The organism is Mesorhizobium sp. IMUNJ 23033, assembly GCF_044778005.1.
GTDB classification, from domain to species: domain Bacteria; phylum Pseudomonadota; class Alphaproteobacteria; order Rhizobiales; family Rhizobiaceae; genus Mesorhizobium; species Mesorhizobium amorphae_A.
Genome location: NZ_JBJACT010000005.1, coordinates 356,175 through 369,432, shown reverse-complemented (window position 1 = coordinate 369,432; position 13,258 = coordinate 356,175). Strand labels below are relative to the sequence as shown.

Genomic DNA, 13,258 nt, shown 5'->3' with positions numbered 1-13,258 from the left:
GCACCGACTGCCGCGCGCACCGCCGCGCCGGCCGCGGGCTCGGCACCGGTCGCCCAGCCGATCGGCCGGCCACGGCCCGCCGGCTTCGGCAAGCGCGGGCTCTGAACAGTCCCGGGAAGATTGGGTCTCCGCCCGGAACTGCACAAAACTTGCTGGCGTCCGCCACTTCAAGATCATGATCGTTCGCGATAGAAGCGCCATTGACCAAATCATGGGCCAGCCTCTTACCGTGGTCCCCAGCCTCTTCTCGTGATCAGATGACAGTGAACGATCGATCAAGCCACCGCCCGATCCTGATGTTCGATTCCGGCGTTGGCGGCCTCACCGTGCTGCGCGAGGCACGCGTGCTGATGCCCGATCGTCGCTTCGTCTATGTCGCCGACGACGCGGCTTTCCCTTATGGCGCCTGGGAGGAGCCGGCGCTCAGGGCCCATGTACTGGAACTGTTCGCAAGGCTGCTCGACCGGTTTGCGCCGGCCATTTCGGTGATCGCCTGCAACACGGCGTCGACGCTGGTCATCGATGCCTTGCGCGAGAGATTTCCCTGCCATCCTTTCGTCGGCATGGTGCCGGCGATCAAGCCGGCGGCGGAGCGCACGCGCTCCGGCCTGGTCTCGGTGCTGGCCACGCCCGGCACCGTCAAGCGCCAATACACGCGCGACCTGATCAGCAAATGGGCGTCGAAATGCCATGTGCGACTGGTCGGCTCCGACCGCCTGGCACCATTGGCTGAAATCTACATGCGCGATGGCTTCGTCGACGAAGAGGCCGTGCGCGCCGAGATCGCGCCGTGTTTCGTCGAGCGTGACGAGCTGCGCACCGACATCGTCGTGCTTGCCTGCACCCACTATCCCTTTCTGGCGAACCGCATGCGCAAGACGGCACCTTGGCCCGTCGACTGGCTCGATCCCGCTGAAGCGATCGCGCGCCGCGCCGTTTCGCTGCTCGCCGACATCGACCCAAACGGTCGCGGCGAGACCTTGCCGGAAGGCGCCGACCTTGCCGTCTTCACCTCGAACAGAACCGATTTCCCGACCCGCCGGCTGCTGCAGGGCTTTGGGCTGGCGATGTCTTGATCGCCGGCACCGGGAACATCATCGGGGACGGCTGCGTTTTCCTCCCATTGCAAACGGGAGAACCGATCATGCCAGCCACCTCGAAAGCCCAGCAAATGGCCGCCGGCGCGGCACTGTCCGCCAAGCGCGGCGAGACGAAGAAGAGCGAGCTCAAAGGCGCATCGAAGGAAATGTACGAATCGATGAGCGAGAAGCAGCTCGAGGAATTCGCCGAGACCAAGCGCAAGGGGCTGCCCAAGAAGAAGCATTGAAGCGCCACACCAGAGGCATCAAAAAGCCCGCGGCCAAGACCGCGGGCTTCGATTGCGATTGTCAGTCCTCTGGGGCCGAAGCCGGGCTTACCAGCGCAACCAGCAGCGCTTTACCTTGTAGCGGATGACCTTCTTGTGGCCGTGCCGCCACACGACCTTCTTCTTGACCACGATGCGGCAGACCTGATGTGGCCGGTGGCCATGCCAATGCCGCGCCTGTGCCGGTTCCGGTACGGCAACGGACATCGATCCTGCCAGTACGGCTGCACCCACCAACGAAAGGAAGTACTTCTTCATGCGACTCCGGGCTCCTTTGGCTCCAGTCCCTTCATAATGCCGTTGGTGCAACCTCCCGCCCACATCCGGCATCGCACTCAACCCAAAGACGTTATGTTGTCGCCATCGCCGGCGCCAGCCGCGAGCTTGACACCGGTTAAATCTCCGTTTAACCAGCGCCCCAACACCGGGCCGCAATGCCCGGTCGTTTATTTTGCATGGCAAGACCTCAGGGAAATCAGGTTTTTCGTTTCCTTGGTCTTGTTTGAACTGACGTGTCCCGTGGGTTTTCCGTCGCGTTGCGTGGAAAACCCTGTCAGGTCTCGAAAACGGAGGCCAGAGGAGGGCGCGTTTCCTTCACCCGGACCATGAGGTTCCGGGTGGTTTGTTTTGAAAGGGAATGCGATGAGCAAGCGCGAATCCGCGAAGTACAAGATCGACCGCCGTCTTGGCGAAAATATCTGGGGCCGCCCGAAGTCCCCGGTCAACAAGCGTGAATACGGCCCCGGCCAGCACGGCCAGCGCCGCAAGGGCAAGCTTTCCGATTTCGGCCTGCAGCTGCGCGCCAAGCAGAAGCTGAAGGGTCACTATGGCGACGTTTCGGAAAAGCAGTTCCGCAAGGTCTATGAAGAGGCCGACCGCCGCAAGGGCGACACCTCGGAGAACCTGATCGGCCTGCTCGAGTCGCGTCTCGACGCGGTCGTCTACCGCGCCAAGTTCGTGCCGACCATTTTCGCCGCACGCCAGTTCGTCAACCACGGCCACGTCAACGTCAACGGCAAGCGCGTCAACATCGGCTCGTACCGCTGCAAGCCGGGCGATGTCGTGGAAGTGCGCGAGAAGTCGAAGCAGCTGGTGATCGTGCTGGAATCGGTTGGCCTCGCCGAGCGCGACGTGCCCGACTACATCGAAGCCGACCACAACAAGATGGTCGCGACCTTCGCGCGCATCCCCGGCCTGTCGGACGTTCCGTTCGCCGTGCAGATGGAACCGAACCTGGTCGTCGAATTCTATTCGCGCTGATCGGTTGGGTTCTGCGACACTATCGAAGGCCGCCCGTCGAGGCGGCCTTTTCTTTTGTGCATAGCGCCTTGCCAAAAACCGATTTCGATTTTCCGGCCGATGCGCTAATCCGGGCGCAACAGGGATTTGGGCCGACGCGCCATGAACATGCTGCCAGAAGCCGATTCACTTGAACCCGTTGCCGATGCCGAAGGCGGCTTTCATCCGCTGTTCGCCGATGTGCCGTCTTCCGTCGAGTTCAACAAGCTGCGCAAGCGGCTGCTCAGGCTCACCCGCCAGGCGATCGACGATTTCGCGATGGTCAGGCCCGGCGACCGCTGGCTGGTGGCCTTGTCCGGCGGCAAGGATTCCTACGGCCTGCTCGCCGTGCTGCTCGACCTCAAATGGCGCGGGTTGCTGCCGGTCGAGCTCTTGGCCTGCAATCTCGACCAGGGCCAGCCGAATTTCCCGAAGCACATATTGCCTGACTATCTCGACAGAAACGGCATACCGCACCGCATCGAGTATCAGGACACCTATTCGGTGGTCACCGACAAGCTGCCCGAGGGCAGCACCTATTGTTCGTTGTGTTCGCGGCTGCGGCGCGGCCATCTCTACCGCATCGCGTGCGAGGAGGGCTGCTCGGCATTGGTGCTCGGCCACCATCGAGAGGACATTCTCGAAACCTTCTTCATGAACCTGTTCCATGGCGGCCGTCTCGCCGCCATGCCGCCAAAGCTGCTCAACGACGAAGGCGATGTCATGGTGCTGCGGCCGCTTGCCTATAGCGCCGAGGCCGATCTCGAGAAATTCGCAGCCGCCATGAAATTCCCGATCATCCCTTGCGACCTCTGCGGCAGCCAGGAAGGCCTGCAGCGCAACGCCATGAAGGCGATGCTGGACGAGCTGGAAAAGGGCATGCCCGGCCGCAAGGACACGATGATCCGCGCCATGGCCAATGTGCGGCCATCGCATCTGCTCGACCGAAACCTGTTCGATTTCGCCGCTCTCAACGAAGCTCCAGATCTCCGGCAAGACAATCCTGATGACATTTGACGACAAAGCGATCGACTGGCTCGCCGACCTTCTGTCCGACGTGGCCAAAGCCGAGATCATGCCGCGCTTTCGCCGGCTGGGCGAGGGCGACATCCGCCAGAAGACATCCGCCGCCGACCTGGTTACGGAGGCCGACGTCAATGCCGAGCGGCTGATCACCGCAAGGCTGCGCGAACACTACCCGCAAGCGATGATCGTCGGCGAGGAAGCCTGCTCCGACAATCCGGCGCTGCTTGGCGGCCTCGGCGATGCCGATCTCGCCTTCGTCATCGATCCGGTCGACGGCACCTTCAACTTCGCCTCCGGCGTGCCGCTGTTCGGCGTCATGCTGGGTGTCGTGGTCAAGGGCGAGACGGTCGCCGGCATCATTCATGATCCGGTCGGCAAGGACTGGCTGATCGGCGCCAGGGGCGCCGGCAGCCATATCCGTCACGCCCGTGGCAGCCTGGAGAAGGTGCACGTTGCGGAGCCGGTGCCGATCTTACAGATGACCGGCGCGGTATCATGGCAATACATGCCGGAGCCGGAACGCTCCCGTCTGGCACGCAACCAGACCAAGTCGCTCTCGCAATTCGGCTATCGCTGCGCGGCGCACGAATACCGCCTGCTGGCCAGCGGCCACGCCCATTTCGTCGTCTACGCCAAGCTGATGCCGTGGGACCATCTGGCCGGTGCGCTGATCCATACAGAGGCCGGCGGCCATGCCGCGCGCTTCGACGGCAGCCCCTACCGGCCTTCGCATCTCGACGGTGGCCTGCTCGTTGCACCCGACAGGCAGAGCTGGCAGGAGTTGCGCCGCGAACTCTGGGCCGAATAGGCGTGAACCCTCGGTCCGCACTTGTCGCAGCGGTCCTTGCCATCGCCCTTGTTGCCGGTTCCAGCGAAGCAGGAGCGCAAGAACGCGCCTGTCACAGCCCCGATCCCGTCGACACCTTGAAAGAGATGTCGGCCGCCATCTATGCTTGCTGGAAGCCGCCGCCCGGGACCGCCGGCATGTCCCTGACATTGCGGTTCTCGCTCCGCCGAAACGGCACGCTCATCGGCAAGCCGCGCGCAACCTTTTCCGATCTGGGAACCGACAGCGCGTTGAACCGGGCCTTCGTGGCTTCCGTCCTCAAGGCACTCGACGAGGCTCTGCCTCTGCCCCTTTCGGACAGCATGGGCGGCGCAATCGCAGGGCGTATGCTTGCCCCTCGCTTCACGGCAACCTTTGAAAGGGCCTCGTGAAGCGTGTCGCCCAAAAGTGCGCAGCGGTTTTGGGACAACGACACGCACAAAACAAAAACTTAGAGCGCGCCCGCGCGCATCAAACGGGTGGGTTGTGCGGCTGGAACATCTTGCCGCGCTCGGCGATGAAGATCATCAGCAAGGCCGCGACCGATACGCTGCAGAAGCCGGCGGCTAAAGGCGTCACCGTGCCGTTGAAGGCCTGGCCGATCAGCGTGCCGAGGATGCCGCCGAGGAAGGTCTGCATGAAGCCGAGAATGGATGATGCCGTGCCGGCCAACTGCCCGAGCGGCTCCATGGCCAAAGCGTTGAAGTTGGCGCCGAGCGCACCGAACGGCACCATCGCGCAGGCAAAGAAGGCGATGAACAGCCAGAGCGGCATCTTCATTTCCAGGGACACCAGCAGCCACGCAAGGCTGATCACCAGGAACAGCAGCAGCGCGCTCTGCGACAGCCGGCGCATGCCGAAGCGGCCGACGAGGCGTGAGTTCAGATAGTTGGAAAAGGCGAGCACCGCCGCGACACCGGCGAAGATGACCGGGAACATCTCGCCGACATTGAACACGTCGACATAAATCTGCTGGGCCGAGGCGATGAAGCCGAACATGGCGCCGAAGATGAAGGTGCTGGCGAAGGCATAGCAGAGCGCGATGCGGTTGGTGAGCACGATGCGAAAACCGCCGACGATGGATGCGGCCGTCAGCGGCCGGCGATACTCGGGATGCAGCGTTTCGGGCAGGCGCAGCAGCGACCAGGCGGACACGATCAGCGCGCCGGCCGCCATGGTGATGAAGATCCAATGCCAGGAGGCAAACAGCATGATGAACTGGCCGATACCCGGCGCCACCACCGGAATGGCCATGAACACCATGAAGATCAGCGACATGACCTCGGCCATGCGCCTGCCGTCGAACGTATCGCGCACGATCGAGACGGCGATGACGCGCGTGGCGGCCGCACCAATGCCTTGCACCATCCGGAGCAGAAGCAGCGTCGCGAAAGACGGGGCGATTGCTGCCGCGCCGGCCGCGAGCACATAGATGATCAGCCCGGCGACAAGCGGAGGGCGGCGCCCGAAACGGTCGGAGATCGGCCCGAAGAAAAGCTGTCCGCCGCCGAAGCCGAGAATGTAGGCGGTGATCACATATTGGCGATGATTCTCATTGATGACGCCGAGCGAGGCGCCGATCTGCTGCAGCGCCGGTAGCATGATGTCGATGGCTAAGGAGTTGAGCGCCATCAGCGCCGCGCACAACGCGATGAATTCCCAGCGCGGAATAGGCAGGCTGCCTGTCTGCTGCGGCGCTTCAACCTGCTTGTCCACGGCAAAGTCCGATCTTTCAAACGAGTAAGCGCCGGAGAACCGGCGCATTGGCTCGTCTCATTCCCGAGGCCCGGGAGTTAGAATTGCCGAGGTGGGGGCAGCCCCGAACGCTTTAGTGCATATCGTCCAATGCACTAGCCGAAATCAGGCGGCGCCTTTGACGCTGACGCCTTTTTCGACGAGGAACGTCTGCAGTTCACCCGCCTGGAACATCTCGCGCACGATGTCGCAACCACCGACGAACTCGCCCTTGACGTAGAGCTGCGGAATGGTCGGCCAGTTGGAATATTCCTTGATGCCCTGGCGCAATTCCGCCGAGTCGAGCACGTTCACGCCTTTGTAGTCGGCCCCGATATAGTCGAGGATCTGGACCACCTGGCCGGAGAAGCCGCACTGCGGAAAACCGGGCGTGCCCTTCATGAAGAGCACCACGTCGTTGCTCTTCACTTCGCTGTCGATGTAGTCGTTGATACCGCTCATGGAGAATCCTTTCACGCCTGTGGGAGTCAGGCTCGAAACATAGCCATCAAATAAACCCATAGGTTGACCGAAACAAGATGTTTGCGCCGCCGCCGCGGAAATGGCGCAAAGGATCGCCGATGTTGGGCCAAGCATCTGAGCCAACTGCTTTCTCAGGGGCGTGATGAAAAGACGATATGGCGCCGCGATCCTGATCGCCATCCTGCTGGTGGCAATGGCTCTGGCCTGGTGGTCGAGGCGCCCCGCGCCGCTGCCGCTGGTCGTCGGCGGCGAACTGCCGGCACCGTGCCGGGATGTCGGCTTCGAGGCCGTGTCCTATGTCGTCTGCGAGATCGACCTTCGCACCAACAGCATCGGCGTCTTCCATGACGGCGCCGATGGCAAGCCCTTCGGTTCGCTGCAGGCTTTCGTCAAGGCGATGGCGGGTGAGGGCAGGCCGGTGCTGCTCGCCATGAATGGCGGCATGTACCATGAAGACCTGACGCCGGTCGGCCTTCTGACAGAGGATCGCATTCAAAAATCGCCGCTCAACCTCGCCGACGGCGAGGGCAACTTCTTCCTCAAGCCGAACGGCGTGTTCCTGATCGGCAAGGATGGCAAGGCGGCGGTCATGGAGGCGACCGCCTATGCCGCCGCCAGGCCGGATGTGGCGTTTGCCACGCAATCCGGGCCGATGCTGGTCACCGACGGCCAGATTCACCCGCGCTTCGAGCCGAACGGCACGTCGCGCTACATCCGCAACGGTGTCGGCGTGCGCGACGGCAATACAGTCGTGCTGGCAATCTCGCGCTCGGCGGTCAGCCTTGGCAGCTTCGCACGGCTGTTTCGCGACGCGCTCGGCTGCCCCAACGCGCTGTTTCTCGACGGCGCGGTCTCGGCGCTGTCGGGTGGCGAGCGGATGATCGTCGGCGGACATTATCCGGCGGGGCCGATCATCTCCGTCTCGGCGAAGAGACCTGCGGCCGGGTAGCCTCCCAAAGAAAAGCCTTCGTCTGCCCTGTCCGGCGTCAATTGGCCGCTGCCGAATATAGCTATAGCTAAATCTTGAAGCATACGCTATCCTCGCCGCGATCTGGAGGAACGCAGGCATGCACGAAACGAAATCCTTGCTGGAGCGAAAGCTCGATCGAAGGCTGCTTCTGGCCGGTGGCCTTATGGCTGCCGGCGGCACGGCGGTCGCGGCGAGTGCCGCCCGCGGGCAGACAAGCCACGCCGGTCACGAGATGCCGGCGGCCGCTGCCGCTGAAGCGCAGCCGGCGCATCTCTCGGCCCATGGTTCGATGATCACGGTCGGCGAGGTCGATGACGCCCGCAACGGCTTCGATCCGTCGAAGCTGCTGAGCGACTGGTATACCGGGACGGTGTCGACACTGCCGGACGGGCGGACGCTTCGCACCTTCGAGGTCACGGCCGAGGACAAGGAGATCGAGATCGCGCCGGGCATCATGTTCCCGGCCTGGACCTACAATGGCCGTGTGCCGGGACCGACTTTACGAGCGACCGAGGGCGAGCGGCTGAGGATCGTCTTCCGCAACCAGGGCTCGCATCCGCATTCGATGCATTTTCACGGCATCCATGCCGCGCGCATGGACGGCGTTCCGGGCGCCGGCCTGATCGGGCCGGGCGAGGAGTTCGTCTACGAGTTCGATGCCAGGCCGTTTGGCTGTCATCTCTACCACTGCCACGCCCTGCCGCTGAAGCGGCACATCCAGAAGGGCATGTACGGCGCCTTCGTGATCGACCCCGATCCGGCCCGGCATCCGGAGCACGAAGCGGTCGCCCGCTCGCGCCTGCTCGGCACGCCCGAGAATGCCGGCTGGCAGGAATTCGTCATGGTCATGAATGCCTTCGACACCAACTTCGACAATGAGAATGAGGTCTACGCCGTCAACACGGTCGCTCACGCCTATGCGAAGAAGCCGATCCGGGTGATGAAGGACAAGCCGGTCCGCATCTATCTCGTCAATGTCGTCGAGTTCGACCCGATCAACTCCTTCCACCTGCATGCCAATTTCTTCGACTACTACAATCAGGGTACGACGCTCACGCCCACGCTCAAGACGGTCGACTTGATCACCCAGTGCCAGGCCGAGCGCGGCATCCTCGAGTTCCATTTCCGGGAGCATGAGCCAGGGCTCTACATGTTCCATCCTCACCAGTCGGAATTCACTGAACTCGGCTGGTCCGGCATGTTCGACGTCGTGGAGGCCGTGTCGTGACCGATCTGGGCCGGACTTCTGCCGACACGCGCGCCGACCGCCCAAGGTCGGCCTATCTGCTCTGGGTCGCGCTGCCGCTCGTCGTGCTCGGGCTGGCCATCGCCTGGCTGGTCTCCTCGGACCCGCTGTCGAGCTTCCGCAATGGCGCGCCGGCGGTCGAGAACCTCACTTTCGAGCGGACGATCCTGGGCGCGGACGGCATCCGCGTTCTCATCCGCGCCGGCGGATCGGAACCGATGACCATCGCGCAGGTCCAGGTCGACGATGCCTACTGGCAGTTCACGCAGGATCCGCCGGGACCGATCGCGCGCGGCGCCACGGCCTGGATCAGCCTGCCATATCCCTGGGTGCTAGGAGAGGCGCATGCGATCAACGTCGTGACCAGCACCGGGACGACGTTCCGGCATGAGATCGCCGTCGCCGTACCAACGCCGACACGCGATTCGCTGAGCTTCGCCGCGCAGGCGGTGCTTGGCGCCTTCGTCGGCATCCTGCCGGTGGCGATCGGCCTGATGTTCTATCCCGCGCTCCGCGGCGTTGGACGCAGCGGCATGGACTTCCTTCTGTCGCTCACTGTCGGGTTGCTCGCCTTCCTGTTCGTCGATGCCCTGGAGGATGCGTTCGAACTGGCCGGCGAGGCCGCCGCCCTGTTCCAGGGACCGACGATGATCGTTCTCGCCGCCACGGCCAGTTTCCTTCTGCTGATGGCTGCGGGCCGGCGGAGCGGAACGCCGACCGGCCTGGCTTTGGCCACCTTCATCGCGCTCGGCATTGGCTTGCACAATCTCGGCGAAGGGCTGGCGATCGGCGCCGCCTTCGCCTCGGGCGCTGCGGGGCTGGGCACCTTTCTCGTGCTCGGCTTCACACTGCACAACATCACCGAGGGTATCGGCATTGCCGCCCCGATCCTGAAGCAACGGCCGCCATTGCGGACCTTCGCCGCGCTGACGCTGCTGGCGGGCGGCCCCGCCGTGATCGGCCTGTGGATCGGCAGCCTTGCCTATGCCCCGCAATGGTCGGCGCTGGCGCTGGCGGTCGGCGCCGGGGCAATCCTGCAGGTGATCGTCGAGCTCGTGTCGATGCAGCTTCGCCAGCGGACCGACGGCACGCGCGCCTTGCTCGCACCGGCCGCGATGGCTGGTTTGGCGGCCGGAGTTGGCTTCATGTACCTCACGGCGATGCTGGTAAAGATCTGAACAGCGCCGGTCTCGAGGTTCAGTCGGGCACGCTGGTTTGTAGGGCCAGCGCATGCAGCACGCCGCCCATATTGCCCTTCAGCGCGTCATAGACCATCTGGTGCTGCTGGACGCGGCTCTTGCCGCGAAAGCTCTCGGCCACCACTTCGGCCGCATAGTGGTCGCCGTCGCCGGCGAGGTCGCGAATCGTCACCTTGGCGTCCGGGATGCCTTCCTTGATCAGCCGTTCGATGTCGTGCGCGTCCATTGCCATGGCAAAATCCTAGTGAGAGTCGGGGTGAGCCTAAAGCCTTTCTCGTTCGGATTGAAGCAGTTCCGTCCGCCAGCGCCAAAGACCAATGAAGGCTCAGGTAATGTCCTGATCTGGAGGAACCGCGTCATCCGCGGGCATATCCTCGCGTGTCGAGAAGGCGCGGCCAAGGCTGAAGGTCAGCACATAAAGCGGAACGTTGATCACAACATTGACGATGGGAAGAAAACTCGTCCACTGCCAGAGCGGCGAGAAAAACGCCTGGCCATAGCCGTCGCAGACGAGCGAGGAGCCATACGCCCACAGCACGCCGATGACGACGGTAACGGCAAAAAGCTTGACGCAGGTGACGATGTGCCGTGCCCTCGCCGGTTCCGGTGCAAGCCGTTGCCAGAAAACCAGGCACAGGATCGGCACTGCATAGACGAGGCTCTGGACGGCCAACATCAAAATCGTGCCGTTGGCCGCGGCAAGAAACTCCGCCCGCGTTTCCAGGCGGGGGCAAACTTCGCTTCCGGTCGTCGACAGCAGGAAAAAGACGAACGGCCCGAGAAACCAGAAGAAGAACAGCGACGGCCAGAAAACAACTGCAAGCAGCGCCCGGGCAGCCAGCCTTGTCAAATGGCCTGATCCATGAAGCGCGGGAACCAGCCTTCGTGAGCGGCTGTCAGGTCGCTGACCGGGATCGCGCGCGCATCGCCGAGTTTCAGGTCGCGGCCGCCGGTCGAGCCGATCCAGGGCGCGAAGATGCCGAGCTCGCTCTGCTCATCGCGAATGGCGTCCCATTCCTTGCTTTGCGGATCGACCGACAGCGTCAGCAGATAGCGGCCCTGATCCTCGCCGAACCAGACCGGGATGGGGTCGGTGCCGGTCAGCCCGGGGATGGTGGCGCCGATGCCCGACGCCATCGCCATTTCGGCCAGGGCCACGGCGATGCCGCCATCGGAGACGTCATGCGCCGCGGTTACCACGCCGAAAGCGATCAGCGCGCGCACATGATCGCCGACGCGCTTTTCATGCTCGAGGTCGACCGGCGGCGGCGGGCCGTCCGCGCGGCCATGGATGTCGCGCATATAGACGGACTGGCCGAGATGGGTTCCCCACATGGACGGCGCACCGACCAGTATGATCATCTGGCCTTCGGCGGCAAAGCCGATCCGCGCCATCTTCGACCAGTCGGCGATCAGCCCGACGCCGCCGATGGTCGGTGTCGGCAAGATGCCGCGCCCATTGGTTTCGTTGTAGAGCGAGACGTTGCCGGAGACGATCGGGAAGCCGAGCGCACGGCAGGCGTCGCCGATGCCTTTTACCGCGCCGACCAGCTGGCCCATGATCTCGGGCCGTTCCGGATTGCCGAAATTGAGATTGTCGGTGGCGGCCAGCGGCAGCGCGCCGGTGGCGGTCAGGTTGCGCCAGCATTCGGCCACCGCCTGCTTGCCGCCTTCATACGGGTCGGCCTCACAATAGCGCGGCGTCACGTCGGAGGAGAAGGCGAGCGCCTTGGTCGGATGGCCTTCGACTCGGACAACGCCGGCATCGCCGCCGGGAAGCTGCAGCGAATTGCCCTGGATCAGCGTGTCGTACTGCTCCCAAACCCAGCGGCGCGACGACAGGTCTGGCCCGCCGAGCATCTTGAGCAGGGCGTCGGCGACGTCGGCCTTGGGCGCATCGTTGGCGGCCAGCGGCGCCGGCTTCTTGGGCTCGACCCACGGACGATCGTATTCGGGCGCCTGGTCGCCGAGATCCTTGATCGGCAGATTGGCGACCTCATCGCCCTGGTGAATGACACGGAAACGCAAATCGTCGGTGGTCTTGCCGACGATGGCGAAGTCGAGGCCCCATTTGTGGAAGATCGCCTCGGCTTCCTTCTCTTTTTCCGGGCGCAGCACCATCAGCATGCGCTCCTGGCTCTCCGACAGCATCATCTCATAGGCGCTCATGCGCTCCTCGCGCACCGGCACTCTGTCGAGGTCGAGCTCGATGCCGAGGTCGCCCTTGGCACCCATCTCGACCGCCGAGCAGGTGAGGCCGGCCGCACCCATGTCCTGGATGGCGATGACCGCGCCGGACGCCATCAGTTCGAGGCAGGCTTCGAGCAGGCACTTTTCGGTGAAGGGGTCGCCGACCTGGACGGTCGGGCGCTTCTCCTCGATCTTGTCGTCGAATTCGGCCGACGCCATGGTGGCGCCGCCGACGCCGTCGCGGCCGGTCTTGGCGCCGAGATAGACGACCGGCAGGCCGACGCCCTTGGCCTCGGACAGGAAGATGGCGTCCGTCTTGGCGAGGCCGGCGGCAAAGGCATTGACCAGGATGTTGCCATTGTAGCGGGCGTCGAAATTGACCTCGCCGCCGACCGTTGGCACGCCGAAGGAATTGCCGTAGCCGCCAACACCGGAAACGACGCCGGCGACGAGATGCCGGGTCTTGGGATGGTCCGGCGCGCCGAAGCGCAGCGCGTTCATCGCCGCTACCGGCCGCGCACCCATGGTGAAGACGTCGCGCAGAATGCCGCCGACGCCGGTCGCCGCCCCCTGGTAGGGCTCGATGTAGGACGGATGGTTGTGGCTCTCCATCTTGAACACGACGCAATCGCCGTCGCCGATGTCGACCACACCGGCATTCTCGCCCGGACCCTGGATGACCTGCGGTCCGGTGGTGGGCAGCGTGCGCAGCCACTTCTTCGAGGATTTGTAGGAACAGTGCTCGTTCCACATCGCCGAGAAGATGCCGAGTTCGGTGAAGCTCGGCTCGCGCCCGACCAGGTCGAGGATGCGCTGGTATTCATCGGGCTTCAGCCCATGCGAGGCAATGAGTTCCGGGGTGATCGGCACGGAATTGGAAATGGTCATGGGCGGCGATTTGTATCCGTGGGAGCGGGGATTTTGAGTCCCCTCTTATCGC

General features: G+C 63.8%; 15 protein-coding genes. 9 read left to right on the top strand and 6 right to left on the bottom strand.

Annotated features, from left to right (window positions below):
- Window positions 1–296: 296 nt before the first annotated feature.
- Together murI and ACFX5Q_RS09055 are read left to right on the top strand one after the other, a co-directional pair.
- Entirely contained in the window at window positions 297–1,076 is a 780-nt protein-coding gene (murI, locus tag ACFX5Q_RS09060; RefSeq protein WP_404277146.1) for a glutamate racemase, read from the top strand.
- Between the two features lie 68 nt (window positions 1,077–1,144).
- The gene (locus ACFX5Q_RS09055; RefSeq protein ID WP_120015466.1) at window positions 1,145–1,327 is read left to right on the top strand and encodes a DUF3008 family protein; all 183 of its coding nucleotides are present in this window, start codon (window positions 1,145–1,147) and stop codon (window positions 1,325–1,327) included.
- A gap of 87 nt (window positions 1,328–1,414) precedes the next feature.
- On the opposite strand, the gene ACFX5Q_RS09050 is transcribed toward ACFX5Q_RS09055, so the two are convergent.
- Entirely contained in the window at window positions 1,415–1,624 is a 210-nt protein-coding gene (locus ACFX5Q_RS09050; protein ID WP_192178957.1) for a hypothetical protein, read from the bottom strand.
- A 384-nt stretch (window positions 1,625–2,008) separates the two neighbouring features.
- Between ACFX5Q_RS09050 and rpsD the strand changes: the two genes are divergently transcribed.
- The 4 genes from rpsD (at window position 2,009) to ACFX5Q_RS09030 (ending at window position 4,888) form a co-directional block, all read left to right on the top strand.
- Window positions 2,009–2,626, top strand: a complete 618-nt coding sequence (gene rpsD / locus ACFX5Q_RS09045) for a 30S ribosomal protein S4 (protein ID WP_006206017.1) — start codon at window positions 2,009–2,011, stop codon at window positions 2,624–2,626.
- Window positions 2,627–2,767: 141 nt separating this feature from the next.
- Complete coding sequence (gene ttcA, locus ACFX5Q_RS09040) at window positions 2,768–3,661, top strand: tRNA 2-thiocytidine(32) synthetase TtcA (RefSeq protein WP_404277119.1); 894 nt, start codon at window positions 2,768–2,770, stop codon at window positions 3,659–3,661.
- A complete protein-coding gene (locus ACFX5Q_RS09035; protein WP_404277117.1) occupies window positions 3,651–4,478 on the top strand; it encodes an inositol monophosphatase family protein in 828 nt (275 codons plus the stop codon). Before ttcA ends, ACFX5Q_RS09035 begins: the two co-directional genes overlap by 11 nt.
- A gap of 176 nt (window positions 4,479–4,654) precedes the next feature.
- The gene (locus ACFX5Q_RS09030; protein WP_404277115.1) at window positions 4,655–4,888 is read left to right on the top strand and encodes a hypothetical protein; all 234 of its coding nucleotides are present in this window, start codon (window positions 4,655–4,657) and stop codon (window positions 4,886–4,888) included.
- A 79-nt stretch (window positions 4,889–4,967) separates the two neighbouring features.
- Here ACFX5Q_RS09030 and ACFX5Q_RS09025 read toward each other — a convergent pair whose 3' ends face one another.
- Window positions 4,968–6,167 carry a multidrug effflux MFS transporter gene (locus ACFX5Q_RS09025; RefSeq protein WP_404277144.1) on the bottom strand — a complete coding sequence of 400 codons (1,200 nt, stop codon included), beginning with the start codon at window positions 6,165–6,167 and terminating at the stop codon, window positions 4,968–4,970.
- A 189-nt stretch (window positions 6,168–6,356) separates the two neighbouring features.
- Window positions 6,357–6,692, bottom strand: coding sequence for a Grx4 family monothiol glutaredoxin (grxD, locus tag ACFX5Q_RS09020; RefSeq protein WP_006206022.1), 336 nt, complete (start codon window positions 6,690–6,692; stop codon window positions 6,357–6,359).
- Between the two features lie 163 nt (window positions 6,693–6,855).
- Between grxD and ACFX5Q_RS09015 the strand changes: the two genes are divergently transcribed.
- The 3 genes from ACFX5Q_RS09015 to ACFX5Q_RS09005 all read left to right on the top strand — a co-directional run bounded on the left by ACFX5Q_RS09015 (window position 6,856) and on the right by ACFX5Q_RS09005 (window position 10,107).
- Window positions 6,856–7,662 carry a phosphodiester glycosidase family protein gene (locus ACFX5Q_RS09015; protein WP_404277113.1) on the top strand — a complete coding sequence of 269 codons (807 nt, stop codon included), beginning with the start codon at window positions 6,856–6,858 and terminating at the stop codon, window positions 7,660–7,662.
- 118 nt (window positions 7,663–7,780) lie between these two features.
- The gene (locus tag ACFX5Q_RS09010) at window positions 7,781–8,911 is read left to right on the top strand and encodes a multicopper oxidase domain-containing protein (RefSeq protein ID WP_404277111.1); all 1,131 of its coding nucleotides are present in this window, start codon (window positions 7,781–7,783) and stop codon (window positions 8,909–8,911) included.
- Window positions 8,908–10,107 carry a ZIP family metal transporter gene (locus tag ACFX5Q_RS09005; protein ID WP_404277109.1) on the top strand — a complete coding sequence of 400 codons (1,200 nt, stop codon included), beginning with the start codon at window positions 8,908–8,910 and terminating at the stop codon, window positions 10,105–10,107. The genes ACFX5Q_RS09010 and ACFX5Q_RS09005 overlap by 4 nt, the downstream gene beginning before the upstream one ends.
- Window positions 10,108–10,126: 19 nt before the next feature.
- Here the strand turns inward: ACFX5Q_RS09005 and ACFX5Q_RS09000 are convergent, their stop codons facing one another.
- The 3 genes from ACFX5Q_RS09000 to purL all read right to left on the bottom strand — a co-directional run bounded on the left by ACFX5Q_RS09000 (window position 10,127) and on the right by purL (window position 13,206).
- Window positions 10,127–10,360: a BolA/IbaG family iron-sulfur metabolism protein gene (locus ACFX5Q_RS09000; RefSeq protein WP_023674714.1), complete on the bottom strand. Its 234-nt coding sequence runs from the start codon at window positions 10,358–10,360 to the stop codon at window positions 10,127–10,129.
- 93 nt (window positions 10,361–10,453) lie between these two features.
- Window positions 10,454–10,978: a hypothetical protein gene (locus ACFX5Q_RS08995; RefSeq protein ID WP_404277103.1), complete on the bottom strand. Its 525-nt coding sequence runs from the start codon at window positions 10,976–10,978 to the stop codon at window positions 10,454–10,456.
- The gene (purL, locus tag ACFX5Q_RS08990) at window positions 10,975–13,206 is read right to left on the bottom strand and encodes a phosphoribosylformylglycinamidine synthase subunit PurL (RefSeq protein ID WP_404277101.1); all 2,232 of its coding nucleotides are present in this window, start codon (window positions 13,204–13,206) and stop codon (window positions 10,975–10,977) included. Before purL ends, ACFX5Q_RS08995 begins: the two co-directional genes overlap by 4 nt.
- Window positions 13,207–13,258 lie beyond the last annotated feature (52 nt).

Excerpts from the sequence above, each read along its gene's own strand:
- murI (WP_404277146.1), top strand. The coding sequence starts at position 297 with ATGTTCGATTCCGGCGTTGGCGGCCTCACCGTGCTGCGCGAGGCACGC.
- ACFX5Q_RS09055 (WP_120015466.1), top strand. The coding sequence starts at position 1,145 with ATGCCAGCCACCTCGAAAGCCCAGCAAATGGCCGCCGGCGCGGCACTG.
- ACFX5Q_RS09050 (WP_192178957.1), bottom strand. The coding sequence starts at position 1,624 with ATGAAGAAGTACTTCCTTTCGTTGGTGGGTGCAGCCGTACTGGCAGGA.
- rpsD (WP_006206017.1), top strand. The coding sequence starts at position 2,009 with ATGAGCAAGCGCGAATCCGCGAAGTACAAGATCGACCGCCGTCTTGGC.
- ttcA (WP_404277119.1), top strand. The coding sequence starts at position 2,768 with ATGAACATGCTGCCAGAAGCCGATTCACTTGAACCCGTTGCCGATGCC.
- ACFX5Q_RS09035 (WP_404277117.1), top strand. The coding sequence starts at position 3,651 with ATGACATTTGACGACAAAGCGATCGACTGGCTCGCCGACCTTCTGTCC.
- ACFX5Q_RS09030 (WP_404277115.1), top strand. The coding sequence starts at position 4,655 with ATGTCCCTGACATTGCGGTTCTCGCTCCGCCGAAACGGCACGCTCATC.
- grxD (WP_006206022.1), bottom strand. The coding sequence starts at position 6,692 with ATGAGCGGTATCAACGACTACATCGACAGCGAAGTGAAGAGCAACGAC.
- ACFX5Q_RS09015 (WP_404277113.1), top strand. The coding sequence starts at position 6,856 with ATGAAAAGACGATATGGCGCCGCGATCCTGATCGCCATCCTGCTGGTG.
- ACFX5Q_RS09010 (WP_404277111.1), top strand. The coding sequence starts at position 7,781 with ATGCACGAAACGAAATCCTTGCTGGAGCGAAAGCTCGATCGAAGGCTG.
- ACFX5Q_RS09000 (WP_023674714.1), bottom strand. The coding sequence starts at position 10,360 with ATGGCAATGGACGCGCACGACATCGAACGGCTGATCAAGGAAGGCATC.
- purL (WP_404277101.1), bottom strand. The coding sequence starts at position 13,206 with ATGACCATTTCCAATTCCGTGCCGATCACCCCGGAACTCATTGCCTCG.